This is a genomic window from Pseudomonas sp. R25(2017) (assembly GCF_002112565.1).
GTDB classification, from domain to species: Bacteria; Pseudomonadota; Gammaproteobacteria; order Pseudomonadales; family Pseudomonadaceae; genus Aquipseudomonas; species Aquipseudomonas ekonensis.
In genome coordinates this window covers 93,984-107,320 of the sequence record NZ_NEHZ01000009.1, presented here as the reverse complement: position 1 = coordinate 107,320, position 13,337 = coordinate 93,984, and the positions used below count along the sequence as shown (strand labels likewise).

Below are 13,337 nucleotides of genomic sequence, written 5' to 3'. Positions count from 1 at the left end.
GTAGCGGCTATTCATGAAGACCCCCGTCTGGTTCCCCCAAAGTTTCTTTTCCCGCACCTTGTGGCTGGTGCTCATCGTCGTGCTGTTCTCCAAGGCCCTGACCCTGGTGTACCTGCTGATGAACGAGGACGTGCTGGTGGACCGCCAATACAGCCACGGCGTCGCCCTGACGCTGCGCGCCTATTGGGCGGCCGACGAAGAGAACCGCGCGAAGATCGCCGATGCCGCGACCCTGATCCGGGTGGTGGGCGCCGGGGTGCCGGAAGGCGAGCAGCATTGGCCGTACAGCGAGATCTACCAGCGGCAGATGCAGGCCGAACTCGGCGCCGACACCGAAGTGCGTCTGCGCATGCATTCGCCGCCGGCCTTGTGGGTGCGGGCGCCGAGCCTGGGCGACGGCTGGCTGAAGGTGCCGCTGTACCCGCACCCGTTGCGCGGGCAGAAGATCTGGAACGTGCTCGGCTGGTTCCTGGCCATCGGGCTGCTGTCCACCGCGTCGGCGTGGATCTTCGTCAGCCAGCTCAACCAGCCGCTCAAGCGCCTGGTCTATGCCGCCCGGCAACTCGGCCAGGGCCGCAGCGTGCGGCTGCCGATCAGCGACACCCCCAGCGAGATGACCGAGGTGTACCGCGCCTTCAACCAGATGGCCGAAGACGTGGAGCAGGCGGGCCGCGAGCGCGAACTGATGCTGGCCGGGGTTTCCCATGACCTGCGCACGCCGCTCACCCGGTTGCGGCTGTCGCTGGAACTGATGGGCGACCGCACCGACCTCACCAACGACATGGTGCGCGACATCGAAGACATGGACGCGATCCTCGACCAGTTCCTGGCCTTCATCCGTGACGGACGGGACGAGACGGTGGAGGAGGTGGACCTGAGCGACCTGGTGCGCGAGGTGGCGGCGCCCTACAACCAGAACGAAGAAAAGGTGCGCCTGCGCCTGGAGCCGATCCAGCCGTTCCCGCTGCGCCGGGTGTCGATGAAGCGCCTGCTCAATAACTTGATCGGCAACGCGCTGAACCATGCCGGCAGCGGCGTGGAGGTGGCGGCCTACGTGTCCGGCGACACCAGCGCTCCGTATGTGGTGCTGAGCGTGATGGACCGCGGGGCGGGGATCGACCCGGCGGAGCTGGAGGCGATCTTCAACCCGTTCACCCGCGGCGACCGCGCACGGGGCGGCAAGGGCACCGGGCTGGGCCTGGCGATCGTCAAGCGGATCGCTTCGATGCACGGCGGCAACGTGGAACTGCGCAACCGCTCCGGCGGCGGGCTGGAGGCGCGGGTGCGGTTGCCGTTGGGGTTGATGCTGCCGCGGGATGCGGTCTAGCGGGCCGGATCTTCCGTGGGGCTGAGGGCCTCATCGCGAGCAGGCTCGCTCCCACATTGATCTGGGGCGTTCACAGCCGTCGTGAACGGCGCGGAATCTGTGGGAGCGAGCCTGCCCGCGATGGCGGCCTTGCGGCCGCCCCTTCTGTGAAGGTCAGCCTTTGCCCTTGGTGCGGGTCATGTTCGGCCCGCCGTTCTTCTCGAGGTGTTCGATGATGATCCCGGCCACGTTCTTGCCGGTGGTGGTCTCGATCCCTTCCAGACCGGGCGAGGAGTTCACCTCCATCACCAGCGGCCCGTGATTGGAGCGCAGGATGTCCACGCCGGCCACGGTCAGCCCCATCACCTTGGCGGCCCGCAGGGCGGTCATGCGTTCCTCGGGGGTGATCTTGATCAGGCTGGCGCTGCCGCCGCGGTGCAGGTTGGAGCGGAACTCCCCCGGCTTGGCCTGGCGCTTCATCGCCGCGATCACCTTGTCGCCGACCACGAAGCAGCGGATGTCCGCGCCGCCGGCTTCCTTGATGTATTCCTGCACCATGATGTTCTGCTTCAGGCCCATGAACGCCTCGATCACGGACTCGGCGGCGGTCGCGGTTTCGCACAGCACCACGCCGATGCCCTGGGTGCCTTCCAGCACCTTGATCACCAGGGGGGCGCCGTTGACCATGTCGATCAGGTCGGGAATGTCGTCCGGCGAGTGGGCGAAACCGGTCACCGGTAGGCCGATGCCGCGGCGCGACAGCAGCTGCAGCGAACGCAGCTTGTCCCGCGAACGGGCGATGGCCACCGATTCGTTGAGCGGAAACACCCCCATCATCTCGAACTGACGCAACACCGCGCAGCCGTAGAACGTCACCGACGCGCCGATCCGCGGGATCACCGCGTCGAAGCCTTCCAGCGGCTTGCCGCGGTAGTGGATCTGCGGCTTGTGGCTGGCGATGTTCATGTAGGCGCGCAAGGTGTCGATCACCACCATTTCATGCCCGCGTTCGGTTCCGGCTTCGACCAGACGGCGGGTGGAATACAGACGCGGGTTCCGCGACAGCACAGCGATCTTCATGCAACACCTGTGGAGGAGGTAGATACCGGGAACACCGGCTTGTCTTGTACATACTTGACGCCCGGACTGACCACCAGCTGGCCGTCGATCAGGGCTTTGGAACCGAGCAGCAGGCGATAGCGCATGGACTTGCGGCAGGCGAGGGTGAATTCGACCGGCCAGACCCGGTCGCCCAGGGCCAGGGTGGTGCTGATCACGTAGCGCACCTGGGCCTGGCCGTTGGAGCTCTTGATGGTCTTTCGGGTGACCAGCGGTGCTTCGCAGCGCCGGTGGCGCAGTTGCACCACCGTGCCCAGGTGCGCGGTGAAGCGCACCCACTTCTCGCCGTCGCGCTCGAACGGCTCGATGTCGGTGGCGTGGAGGCTGGAGGTGCTGGCGCCGGTGTCGATCTTCGCCCGCAGGCCCGCCACTCCCAGATCCGGGAGCGCCACCCACTCGCGCAGACCGACGACGGTCAAATGGTCAAATGTCTTCAAAAAAATGCTCAGCCGGTGAGACCGTCCGGCCCGGGGGCCGCAATGGCGGTATTCACGCAGAATAAGGGTTAAAAGGCGACAGATATCTGCGGGCCGGATTGTAATCCGGGACGGCGCCGTTCATGGCACGACAGAAACGGTAGTACAGTTCACCAATATTTCAGAATGAGGAAAATCCATGGCACAAAAAAGCGAAGAGGACGACAAGGTCCGTCTCGACAAATGGCTGTGGGCGGCGCGGTTCTACAAAACCCGTGCGTTGGCCAAGGCGGCCATCGAGAGCGGCAAGGTGCATTGTCGGGGGGAGCGTTGCAAGCCTGGCAAAGAGCCACGCATCGGCGATGAATTCGAGATCCGCACCGGCTTCGATGAACGCACGGTGGTGGTTCAGGCCTTGTCGATCGTGCGCCGCGGCGCGCCCGAGGCGCAGACGCTGTATGCCGAGACCGACGCCAGCGTCGCCAAGCGCGAAGCGGCAGCGGCGATGCGCAAGGCCGGCGCGCTGGGGGTGAGCACCGACGGCAAGCCGAGCAAGAAACAGCGGCGGGATCTGTTCAAGTTTCGTGGGAGCAGCAGCGGCGAATAGCGCCGCTGTTTCGTTGGATTCAGGGCAGGCCCGGTCGAACGCTGTTCGACCAGTGCGGGAGCGAGCCTGCCCGCACCCGAGGCAGTATCAGACGCCGCGCACCACACTCATCCGCGACACCACCGGCAACTTGCCCAGCAGGGCGAAGACCGGCGCCGTCACCTTCAGCCAGAAGTTCGCGGCATGGTGCGCGAACGGCGTGTAGTAGCCCCAGCCCAGCGCCCACACGGCCAGCAGCAGACCGCCGATGTAGTCGTCCTGGCCCCAATGCGCGCCGGCCACCAGCCGCGGCAGCATGAACAGCAGCGCCAGGCCCCAGACCGTCAGGCGCTGGCCGGCGGTGCGGCTGAACACGCCCATGAACAGCGCCCAGATCAGCAGCACCGAAGCGTGGTCACCGGGGAAGCTCTGGCTCGAACGGTCCTTCAGCTCCCAGGTCTTTTCCAGGTGCGGGAAGAAATCGCTGATGTGCACCGCCCCCTCCAGCACCATCGACGGGCTGCTGTGCTGCCAGCCCATGTGGTCGGCGAACTTGGAGAACAGGGCGCGGATGACCACCATCAGCAGCAGGATCGAGAAGAAACCGAAGAAGGCGCGGCGCACGTCGGTGGCCTTGAAGACCCAGTCGCCCTTGATCAGCAGTGTCAGGAGGATCAGGCCGACCACGATGTCGAAAGGGCGCAGACTTGCAATTGCCCAGATGTGGAGCCATATGGGGTTGCTGGCCAATGGCGCGTTGAGTGAGCGGAACAGCCACTCGTCGAAAACCGAACACAGCATCTGGCCCGTAGGCCATAACCAGAAAGCCAGCAGTGCCAACGGCACCGCGTTGCACAGAACCAGCCGGCCGAGGTTCCACCTTGATTGGAACAAACCCGGATTGTTCATAAAATGCCTCCCGTGGCAGAACAGGCGCACCAAAAAGGGTGCCAAGAAGCGCAAATTTTCATCTTTTGTAACCATTTTGTCATCTTATTCAGATACCGAGCCCATGACCGATTTCCCGGATACCGACTACACCCAACGCTTCATCTTCGATGACAGCGACACCCGCGGCGAACTGGTGGCGCTGGAGCGCAGCTACGCCGAAGTCCTCGCCAAGCACCCCTATCCGGAGCCGGTGGCGCAGCTGCTGGGCGAGCTCATGGCGGCCGCCTCGCTGCTGGTGGGCACCCTCAAATTCGACGGTCTGCTGATCCTTCAGGCCCGCTCCGAAGGCCCGGTGCCGCTGCTGATGATCGAGTGCTCCAGCGAGCGCGAGATCCGTGGCCTGGCCCGCTACCACGCCGATCAGATCGCGCCGAACGCGTCCCTGGCCGACCTGATGCCCAACGGCGTGCTGGCCCTGACCGTCGACCCGACCGCCGGCCAGCGCTACCAGGGCATCGTCGACCTCGACGGCGAGACCCTGTCCGACTGCTTCACCAACTACTTCGTCATGTCCCAGCAGGTGGGCACCCGCTTCAAGCTGTACGCCGACGGCCGTCGCGCCCGTGGCCTGCTGCTGCAGCAACTGCCGGCCGACCGCCTGAAGGACGAAGAGGAGCGCGCCGCGAGCTGGCAGCACATCACTGCGCTGGCCAGCACCCTGACCGCCGACGAACTGCTGAGCCTGGACAACGAAACCGTGCTCCATCGCCTCTACCATGAAGAGCAGGTGCGCCTGTTCGATGTGCAGAAACTGCGTTTCCGCTGCAGCTGCTCCCGGGAGCGTTCGGGCAATGCGCTGGTCAGTCTGGGTCTTGAGGATGCGCAGCAATTGGTGGCCGAACACGGCGGCCAGGTCGAGATCGATTGCCAGTTCTGCAACGAGCGCTACCTGTTCGACGCGGCGGACATCGCTCAATTGTTCGCCGGCGCGGGTGTCGAGACACCGTCAGATACCCGGCACTAAAACGGTTCAGCGCAGGTAAATTCACTGCCCGGCGACGGATTAACGCCGTTACGACGGGAGGGCCCTACTCTTTTTGGGCTTTTCTGGCATAATCCGGCGCACTTTTTTCGCGGTAGTAGTGCACGACTTTCTACTACAAAACGTTTGGAGCACACTCGGCCACTGGCCGACGGGGAAACTCATGACGCAAGCCAATAACGCCGTGTACACCGATCTGAGTGTTGATGATCTGGTAAAAGAAGCCCTGAAACGCGGTGAGGGCGAGCTTGCCGATACCGGCGCCCTGGTTGTCCGCACCGGTCACCGCACCGGCCGTTCGCCAGTCGACCGTTTCATCGTTGAAGAGCCTTCCACCCAGGCCGCCATCGCCTGGGGCCCGATCAACCGCAAGTTCCCGGCCGACAAGTTCGACGCGCTGTGGGCCCGGGTCGAAGCCTTCAACAATGCGCAAGAGCACTTCGTTTCCCACGTGCATGTAGGTGCGGCGGCCGAGCACTACCTGGCCGTGAAGATGACCACCCAGACCGCCTGGCAGAACCTGTTCGGCCGTTGCCTGTTCATCAACCCTGCGCAATACAACCCGGCCGGCCGCGACGAGTGGCAAGTGCTCAACGTCGCCAACTTCGAGTGCGTGCCGGAGCGTGACGGCACCAACTCCGACGGTTGCGTGATCATCAACTTCGCCCAGAAGAAAGTGCTGATCGCCGGCATGCGTTACGCCGGTGAAATGAAGAAAGCCATGTTCTCCGTGCAGAACTTCCTGCTGCCGGCCGCCGACGTGCTGCCGATGCACTGCGCCGCCAACATCGGCGAAGAAGGCGACGTGACCCTGTTCTTCGGTCTGTCCGGCACCGGCAAGACCACCCTGTCCGCCGACGAAAGCCGTTACCTGATCGGTGACGACGAACACGGCTGGGGCGAAGGCGTGGTGTTCAACATCGAAGGCGGTTGCTATGCCAAGTGCATCGACCTGTCCGAGAAGAACGAGCCGGTGATCTGGAAAGCCATCAAGCACGGCGCGGTGCTGGAGAACGTCGTCATCGACGACGCCAAGCACGCCGACTACGCCGATGTCAGCCTGACCCAGAACAGCCGCGCAGCCTACCCGCTGGAGCACGTCGCCAAGCGTTCCGAGAAGAACCTGGGCGGCGAGCCGAACGCCGTGATCTTCCTGACCTGCGACCTGACCGGCGTTCTGCCGCCGGTGTCTATCCTGAACAACGAGCAGGCGGCCTACCACTTCCTGTCCGGCTACACCGCTCTGGTGGGATCGACTGAAATGGGTTCGGGCAGCGGCATCAAGTCGACCTTCTCCACCTGCTTCGGCGCACCGTTCTTCCCGCGTCCGGCAGGCGAGTACGCCGAGCTGCTGATCAAGCGCATCAAGGGCTTCAACTCCAAGGTCTACCTGGTCAACACCGGCTGGACCGGCGGTGGCTACGGCGTCGGCAAACGCTTCAACATCCCGACCACCCGTGCGGTGATCGCAGCGATCCAGAGCGGCGCGCTGATCGGTGCCGAAACCGAGCACCTGGACACCATCAACCTGGACGTGCCGCTGGCCGTGCCGGGCGTCGAAACCAACCTGCTCAACCCGCGCAACACCTGGGCTGACAAGGCTGCCTACGACGAAGCCGCCAAAGCGTTGGCCGGTCTGTTCATCGAGAACTTCAAGAAGTTCGAAGTGAGCGACGCGATCAAGGCTGCCGGGCCGAAGCTGTAAGGTCTGGTTCTGCGCATGAAGAAGCCGCCCCTTGGGGCGGCTTTTTTGTGGGCGTCTTCCTTGCCGGATCCTGCCCGCGGCTCGGCGGGCAACGCTGCCCCGCGGGCGGGAAACGACTGTCCGGTGCTATGCACATCAACGGATGTGCCGGTAAGCCTCCACATCCAGCACGCTGGTCGTCAGCCCGCTGCCCGGCGCGTAGATCCCGCCCTTTACCGCCGAGAACCTGACGCCGTTGCTGCCCAGCGAGACATAGCGCTCGCCTTCGTCCAGCTCGGTGAACCAGGTGTAGGAGCATTTCTCCATGAGCTTGTACTTGGCCGCGTCGCGCACCATCGCGTCGCCGTGGCCCTTGAGGGTGGCATCGCTCAGCTTGAGGGGCTTGCTCAACGGGGTGCCCCAGCGTTGCAGGCACACTTCGGCGAAGTGGCGAACCATCAGGCCTGGTTCGGGCAAGGCCTTGGGGCCGCTGACGCCGTCGGCGGACGCGTTGCCGACCAGGGTGGCGTGGCGGCCGGGCATCGGGTAGATGTGGGTGCGGGTGCCGACGGCGGTTTGCGGGATCACGCAACTGAAGCCTTTGGAGCGTTCGTCCCGGGCGTAGAACCCGACATACTCTTGCACGTTGCGGTTGAGCTTGATGCGGTGTTCCTGAAAGTTGCCGATGCCCGGCACCGGATCAATGGCGAAGATGTTCACCGGAATGTGGGCAAGTTGCGCATCGTTGTACATCGCATTGGCCAGCATATGGCAACTGATGCCTCCCCGGCTCCAGCCCACGAGATTGACCTGGGTGGGAATGACGCCGTCCTTGCGGAAGGTCTTGATGATCTGTTCCTGAAGGGCTTGTTGGGTAATGCTGCGTTCGCCGTAGTTGTACTTTCGCCAGAACCAGGATCCTTCGGTCTTCACGTCTTCGATGGGAATGCCGGCCGCCTTGAGGCGGTTGTACTCGGCCTCCGTCAGCCGCTGGCGCTGCCAGGTGCATTTGCCCTTGATGACATTGATCGCATGCTGGACGTTCTCCTCCCAGCCTTTGCCGAACAGCGTGCCGCTGAGCCCGTAGTCCTTGTTCTGCACAAACAGTTCGTCGGCCTGCAGGTTGCCGGTGCCGGGGCCGTCGATCACGATCCACTCGGCGAACTCGCGGCCGGTGTGACGGGAGGCGAGGGAGGACACCAACTCGCCGTCCCAGTAGTTGGCATGGGTCGTGTCGAGCCGGGTCGAGCCTGTGCCGCAGAAGAAAATGGTCAAAGTTGTCATGACGTTGCTCTTGTTTGATGTAAGAGCAAGCAGGCTAGTGGTCACCGTTCTGCGGTTGAAGCGATGGATTATTGCCGGGTTTGTGCCGCCTATTGAGTTAGCCGGTATGCCTTAGTTGCTGTTTTGCGACTTCAAGTAGTTCACAACCGTCTTGCGTCAACAAATAAAGGGCATTGACGATGTTAGGGATGTCTTTGACATCCGCTTGCTTGAAACACATGCAGTAAAGGGTTTCCAGCAGATCGCTGGCGGCGCGGATGCGCTGTTGCGCCGCGTCGAGCAGATCGCCGTGGCGGGCCTCGGTGTCGATGACCAGTGTCGGGCTGTCGTTGTAACTGGTCTTGAGGGGACGATAGCGGTCGGGCATCGGGTTGAACGTGTTCATGGCTCGGAGGTGTCCTGTACGAAGTCACGCTTCAGTTGCGCCGGCCACTATAGGAGTGCGGGTGAAGGTGGGACAAGACAGCCGCAATGGACAGACTTTGTAAGGGTTTTACCGGGGATTGAGGATTTGCCCTACGCGTTTTCACGGCTTTTTCAGGGCGAAACCCTTAGCGGTCAAATTTCCTACCCGATTCTCAGGCGATTCTTGTGAAACCTCTGTATGGTGCGCGCCAGAATCCGTAGGGCGTTTCCGTGCGTCCGATACACGCTTAAAGGGAATTGGGTATGCAGTGGCTAAGAATGGCCTCGATCTTGTTGTTGTGGGTGGGCGCTTGCCGCCCGGGCATCGCTTCCGATGCGGGCAAGGCGCTGGTGCTGACGAATCTGGAGCGCAGCGGCTGGCCGGACGCGCTGACCAGCCAGGCGAACGTCGATACGGCCTCCCGTGCCGAAGTGCTGATGTTCGCCAAGGCCTTGCTGGCCAGCGAGGCGCTGGACGAGCAGGGGCTGAAGCGGCGCCTGGAGGTGCCGCAGGTGCGCCTGGAGTCGATCCGCCGGGTGCGCGACGGCCTGTGGGAAGGCTTGCTGGGCACCTACCGCAACGCCAGCCTGAACTGCGACGGACAAGCGTTTTGCCCGCGGGTGCGCAATGTCGCCGACCTGCGCCAGTTGGCGGCGGCGTTCACCGGCGACATCAGCCCTGCCCATGCGCTGTGGGCCAGCCGCAGCCAAGGCCTGCATGAGCAGACGGTGAACGAGCAACTGCGGGTGGCCTCGCTGCAGCCCTGACGTGCGGCGGGGTCTACGCCGTGCCGGCGGATGCGGGATCCGCGAGCCCGGCCTGGGGCTGGAAGTCCTCGGGGATCGGTACGCAGCCGTTCAGCAGCGGCGGTGCGATGAGCAAGGCGAGGGTCAAGGTCAGTCTGTGCAGCATGAACGATTCCTTTGCGGATGACGTGCGCACATCCGCCGTCATGGCGCGATGCAGGTAAACGCAGGTCAATGGGCGGCCACCCTAGCCTCCGTCCGGCGCGTCGGCGAGCGGCAAAGTGTGTCTTTTGATGCAGGCGCCGATGCCTTCGGCGGGGCTGTATCATTCCGTATCGATTTGCTTTGCGGGCTCCCTCGACTCGCTGCGGTCGTCCGCTAGGCTGTGGTCACGTCAGCGGTCAAGGAGCGACAGCCCATGCACGACACCCTGAAGCGGGTCTTCGGTTATCCACAGTTCCGTCCCGGCCAGGAGGCCACGGTCAGCGCGGTGCTGGCCGGGCGTCCGGCGGCGGCTATCTTCCCCACAGGCTCGGGCAAGTCGCTGTGCTACCAGTTGCCGGCATTGCTGCTGCCGCACCTCACCCTGGTGATTTCTCCGTTGCTGGCGCTGATGCAGGACCAGTTGGCGTTCCTCGCGCGCCACGGCATTGCGGCCGGCAGCATCGACTCGGCGCAAAGCCGTGACGAGGCCAATGCCGTGATGGCCCGTGCCCGCTCCGGCGAGCTGAAGATCCTGATGGTTTCGGTGGAGCGCCTGAAGAACGAGCGCTTTCGCCATTTCCTCCAGCAGGTGCCGATTTCGCTGCTGGTGGTGGACGAGGCCCATTGCATCTCGGAGTGGGGCCACAACTTCCGGCCCGACTACCTCAAGCTGCCGGACTACCAGCGCCAGTTCGGCATTCCACAGGCCCTGTTGCTGACCGCCACGGCGACGCCGCAGGTGATCGCCGACATGCAGGCCAGGTTCGCCATCGCCGCCGGGGATGTGGTGACCACGGGCTTCTACCGGCCCAACCTCGACCTGCGGGTGGAACCGGTTCAGGGGCAGGACAAGCGCCGCCGGCTGGTGGAATGGATGGGCGAACGTGCGGGCCGGCCGGGTATCGTCTACGTCACCCTGCAAAAGACCGCCGAGCAGATCGCCGAGCATCTGGGCCGTCACGGGATTCCCGCCGAGGCCTATCACGCCGGCTTGCCGGGGGATCGGCGGGAGGCGGTGCAGAAGCGCTTCATGGCCGGGCAGACCCACTGCATCGTCGCCACCATCGCGTTCGGCATGGGCATCGACAAGCGGGACATCCGCCACGTGGTGCATTTCGACCTGCCCAAATCCATCGAGAACTACAGCCAGGAAATCGGCCGCGCCGGGCGTGACGGGCAACGTTCGGAGTGCCTGGTGCTTGCCAACCGCGACAGCCTGAACGTGCTGGAGAACTTCGTGTACGGCGACACGCCGGAACAGGACGGCATCCGTTGCGTGCTGGACGAAGTGCTGGCGGCCGGTCACGGTCAGTGGGAGTTCCTGCAGGGCCCGCTGGCGGATCGGAGCAATATCCGTGCGCTGCCGCTCAAGACGCTGTTGGTGCAACTGGAACTGAAGGGGCTGATTGCGCCGCGCTACGCCTATTACGCCGAGTACCGCTTCAAGTACCTGCTGGAGCCGGAGGCGTTGCTGGAGCGTTTCGACGGCGAGCGCCGGGCCTTCGTCGCAGCGCTCATCCAGGCCTCGCCCCGCGCGCGCACCTGGGCCACGGTGGACTTCGACGCCTTGTCCCGACACTACGGCGCCGAGCGGGGCCGGGTGGTGAAGGCGCTGGATCACTTTCAGGAAAAGGGCTGGATCGAGTTGGAAAGCAAGCAGATGACCGAGGTCTACGGCGTGCTGGACAGCGGCTTCGACAGCCAGGCCTTGAGCCGCGAGTTGCATGGGCATTTCTCCCGCCACGAGCGAACCGAAGTGGCGCGGATACACGCCATGCTCGAGCTGTTCGCCTCTGAACGCTGCCTGGGGCGCCGACTGGCCGAACACTTCGGCGACCATGACGCGCCGGTGCAGTGCGGGCACTGTTCGGTATGCAACGGCCAGGTCGCAACGCTCCCCTTGCCGCCGAAGCTGCCGGCGCTTGTGGATAAGTCGTTCGCGGCATTGTGCGGGGCTTTTATCCACAGGCACGGACAGCACACGGGCAACCCACCTTCGGCGCAGCGGCTGACCCGGTTTCTCTGCGGCATCGGCGCGCCGTTGTTCACCAAGCTCAAGGCGCGGACGATCGCCGGCCATGGGGCGCTGGAAGCCTATCCCTATGCCGAGGTGCGCGCCTGGGTGGAGCGGCACCTGTCCGGTGGCTCCGACGCTGCGGTGATCGCAGGTTCCGCATTCACCCATGATCCCTGTGAGAGCCATCCGGCCGGCGAAGGCTTCAGCCCAGGCGCCGCATGGCTGGGTCAAGACGGTGGCGTGGCCGCATCCATCCGCTGAATGTCGATCATCACGGGAACGGGCTTCTAAAACGGCCGTCGGTTGACTAGGGTGAAACCTGTCTTCGGGTCGCCAACAAGAGAACCGCAATGAGCCAGACATCCTTCGAAATCCGCCAGGCTGCCGTGATCGGCGCCGGCACCATGGGCCGCGGCATCGTCATGTGCCTGGCCAATGCCGGCGTGGTGGTGCAGTGGGTCGACAACAATCCGCAGATGCTGGAGCAGGCGCTGGCCGCAGTGGCCGACACCTATGCCCACAACGTGCGCCAGGGGCGCATCGGGCAGGACGAGGCCGACGCCCGTGTCGCCCGCATCACCTCGGCGGCGGACTACATCGCGATCCGCAATGTCGATCTGGTGATCGAAGCGGTGTACGAAAACCTGGAGCTCAAACAGAAGATCTTCCGCGAGCTCGACGGCCTGCTCAAGCCCGGGGCGCTGCTGGCCAGCAACACCTCGGCGCTGGACATCGATGCGATCGCCGCCGCGACGCGGCGGCCGGCCCAGGTGCTGGGCCTGCATTTCTTCAGCCCGGCGCACATCATGAAACTGCTGGAGATCGTGCGCGGCGCGCAGACCTCGCCGGCGGTGCTGGAGGCGGCGCTGGCGCTGGGGGCGCGCATGGGCAAGGTCAGCGTGGTCTCGGGCAATTGCCACGGTTTCATCGGCAACCGCATGCTGCACCCGTATGTGCTTGAAGCCCGCAAGATGCTGCTGGAGGGCGCTTATCCACAACAGGTCGACGCCGCCTTGCAGGGCTTCGGCTTCGCCATGGGCCCGTTTCGCATGTATGACGTGGTCGGCATCGACCTGGAGTGGCGGGCCCGGGAGTTGGCCGGCAAGGGACAGGACGCCCCGGAGATCCAGGTGGACAACCGCTTGTGCGAACTCGGGCGGTTCGGCCAGAAATCCGGCAGCGGCTACTACCGCTATGAGCCGGGCAGCCGGCAGGCCGAGCATGATCCGGAGGTGGACGCGCTGGTGCTGGAGGTCAGCGAACGGCTGGGCTTCCATCGTCGCGTGATCGGGCCTGAGGAGGTTCTGGAGCGGTGCTTGCTGGCGCTGGTCAACGAGGGGGCGAAGATCCTTCAGGAAGGCATTGCCCGCTGCGCCCATGACATCGATCTGGTGTACCTGAACGGCTACGGTTTCCCGGCGGACAAGGGCGGGCCGATGGCCTGGGCGGATTCCCAGGGGCTGGCGGACATCCACCAGCGCTTGCTGGCGTTGGAGACACGGCAGGGGGATCAGTGGAAGCCGGCGCGGTTGATCGGTGAGCTGGCGGCGCAGGGCAAGGGATTCGCCGATGACTGAGACCCCGTCGCGAGCTTGCCGGCGATTGGGAACGGCACGGATTTGACCTTAGACTCACC

At 64.4% G+C, this 13,337-nt stretch carries 12 protein-coding genes and 1 pseudogene; 7 read left to right on the top strand and 6 right to left on the bottom strand.

Translation table 11 applies throughout. The features are described from left to right. The first annotated feature begins 13 nt into the window (after nt 1–13). On the top strand, nt 14–1,327 hold the full coding sequence (locus CAG31_RS13855; RefSeq protein WP_085581966.1) for an ATP-binding protein: 1,314 nt from the start codon (nt 14–16) through the stop codon (nt 1,325–1,327). Between the two features lie 153 nt (nt 1,328–1,480). On the opposite strand, the gene rimK is transcribed toward CAG31_RS13855, so the two are convergent. Further along, on the bottom strand, nt 1,481–2,386 hold the full coding sequence (rimK, locus tag CAG31_RS13850) for a 30S ribosomal protein S6--L-glutamate ligase (protein WP_065257794.1): 906 nt from the start codon (nt 2,384–2,386) through the stop codon (nt 1,481–1,483). Next, nucleotides 2,383–2,829, bottom strand: coding sequence for an ATP-dependent zinc protease (locus CAG31_RS13845; protein ID WP_170930020.1), 447 nt, complete (start codon nt 2,827–2,829; stop codon nt 2,383–2,385). Before CAG31_RS13845 ends, rimK begins: the two co-directional genes overlap by 4 nt. Nucleotides 2,830–3,040: 211 nt before the next feature. On the opposite strand from CAG31_RS13845, the gene CAG31_RS13840 reads away from it, so the two are divergent. Beyond that, nucleotides 3,041–3,448 (top strand): RNA-binding S4 domain-containing protein, encoded by a 408-nt coding sequence (locus tag CAG31_RS13840; RefSeq protein WP_085581962.1) that lies wholly within the window; start codon nt 3,041–3,043, stop codon nt 3,446–3,448. 87 nt (nt 3,449–3,535) lie between these two features. On the opposite strand, the gene CAG31_RS13835 is transcribed toward CAG31_RS13840, so the two are convergent. Then, nucleotides 3,536–4,336 carry a phosphatase PAP2 family protein gene (locus CAG31_RS13835; protein ID WP_085581960.1) on the bottom strand — a complete coding sequence of 267 codons (801 nt, stop codon included), beginning with the start codon at nt 4,334–4,336 and terminating at the stop codon, nt 3,536–3,538. Between the two features lie 103 nt (nt 4,337–4,439). Here CAG31_RS13835 and hslO point away from each other — a divergent pair, with 103 nt between their 5' ends. Next, nucleotides 4,440–5,342, top strand: a complete 903-nt coding sequence (hslO, locus tag CAG31_RS13830) for an Hsp33 family molecular chaperone HslO (protein WP_085581958.1) — start codon at nt 4,440–4,442, stop codon at nt 5,340–5,342. A 181-nt stretch (nt 5,343–5,523) separates the two neighbouring features. Further along, on the top strand, nt 5,524–7,065 hold the full coding sequence (locus CAG31_RS13825) for a phosphoenolpyruvate carboxykinase (RefSeq protein ID WP_085581956.1): 1,542 nt from the start codon (nt 5,524–5,526) through the stop codon (nt 7,063–7,065). Nucleotides 7,066–7,200: 135 nt separating this feature from the next. On the opposite strand, the gene CAG31_RS13820 is transcribed toward CAG31_RS13825, so the two are convergent. Beyond that, nucleotides 7,201–8,328 (bottom strand): hypothetical protein, encoded by a 1,128-nt coding sequence (locus CAG31_RS13820; RefSeq protein WP_085581954.1) that lies wholly within the window; start codon nt 8,326–8,328, stop codon nt 7,201–7,203. 97 nt (nt 8,329–8,425) lie between these two features. Beyond that, on the bottom strand, nt 8,426–8,713 hold the full coding sequence (locus CAG31_RS13815) for a hypothetical protein (RefSeq protein WP_170930018.1): 288 nt from the start codon (nt 8,711–8,713) through the stop codon (nt 8,426–8,428). A 284-nt stretch (nt 8,714–8,997) separates the two neighbouring features. On the opposite strand from CAG31_RS13815, the gene CAG31_RS13810 reads away from it, so the two are divergent. Further along, nucleotides 8,998–9,501 carry a polysaccharide deacetylase gene (locus tag CAG31_RS13810; protein WP_085581952.1) on the top strand — a complete coding sequence of 168 codons (504 nt, stop codon included), beginning with the start codon at nt 8,998–9,000 and terminating at the stop codon, nt 9,499–9,501. 13 nt (nt 9,502–9,514) lie between these two features. On the opposite strand, the gene CAG31_RS28690 is transcribed toward CAG31_RS13810, so the two are convergent. Further along, nucleotides 9,515–9,646: a hypothetical protein gene (locus CAG31_RS28690; protein ID WP_256575526.1), complete on the bottom strand. Its 132-nt coding sequence runs from the start codon at nt 9,644–9,646 to the stop codon at nt 9,515–9,517. Between the two features lie 252 nt (nt 9,647–9,898). Between CAG31_RS28690 and CAG31_RS13805 the strand changes: the two are divergent. Further along, nucleotides 9,899–11,821 (top strand): annotated as a pseudogene (locus CAG31_RS13805) (ATP-dependent DNA helicase RecQ); the annotation flags it as partial. A gap of 230 nt (nt 11,822–12,051) precedes the next feature. Next, nucleotides 12,052–13,278, top strand: coding sequence for a 3-hydroxyacyl-CoA dehydrogenase (locus CAG31_RS13800; RefSeq protein ID WP_085581948.1), 1,227 nt, complete (start codon nt 12,052–12,054; stop codon nt 13,276–13,278). Nucleotides 13,279–13,337 lie beyond the last annotated feature (59 nt).

What these genes read in the sequence shown, in the direction of transcription:
- CAG31_RS13835 (WP_085581960.1), bottom strand. Translation starts at nt 4,336, where the DNA reads ATGAACAATCCGGGTTTGTTCCAATCAAGGTGGAACCTCGGCCGGCTG.
- CAG31_RS28690 (WP_256575526.1), bottom strand. Translation starts at nt 9,646, where the DNA reads ATGCTGCACAGACTGACCTTGACCCTCGCCTTGCTCATCGCACCGCCG.
- CAG31_RS13820 (WP_085581954.1), bottom strand. Translation starts at nt 8,328, where the DNA reads ATGACAACTTTGACCATTTTCTTCTGCGGCACAGGCTCGACCCGGCTC.
- rimK (WP_065257794.1), bottom strand. Translation starts at nt 2,386, where the DNA reads ATGAAGATCGCTGTGCTGTCGCGGAACCCGCGTCTGTATTCCACCCGC.
- CAG31_RS13840 (WP_085581962.1), top strand. Translation starts at nt 3,041, where the DNA reads ATGGCACAAAAAAGCGAAGAGGACGACAAGGTCCGTCTCGACAAATGG.
- CAG31_RS13810 (WP_085581952.1), top strand. Translation starts at nt 8,998, where the DNA reads ATGCAGTGGCTAAGAATGGCCTCGATCTTGTTGTTGTGGGTGGGCGCT.
- CAG31_RS13800 (WP_085581948.1), top strand. Translation starts at nt 12,052, where the DNA reads ATGAGCCAGACATCCTTCGAAATCCGCCAGGCTGCCGTGATCGGCGCC.
- CAG31_RS13855 (WP_085581966.1), top strand. Translation starts at nt 14, where the DNA reads ATGAAGACCCCCGTCTGGTTCCCCCAAAGTTTCTTTTCCCGCACCTTG.
- CAG31_RS13815 (WP_170930018.1), bottom strand. Translation starts at nt 8,713, where the DNA reads ATGAACACGTTCAACCCGATGCCCGACCGCTATCGTCCCCTCAAGACC.
- CAG31_RS13825 (WP_085581956.1), top strand. Translation starts at nt 5,524, where the DNA reads ATGACGCAAGCCAATAACGCCGTGTACACCGATCTGAGTGTTGATGAT.
- hslO (WP_085581958.1), top strand. Translation starts at nt 4,440, where the DNA reads ATGACCGATTTCCCGGATACCGACTACACCCAACGCTTCATCTTCGAT.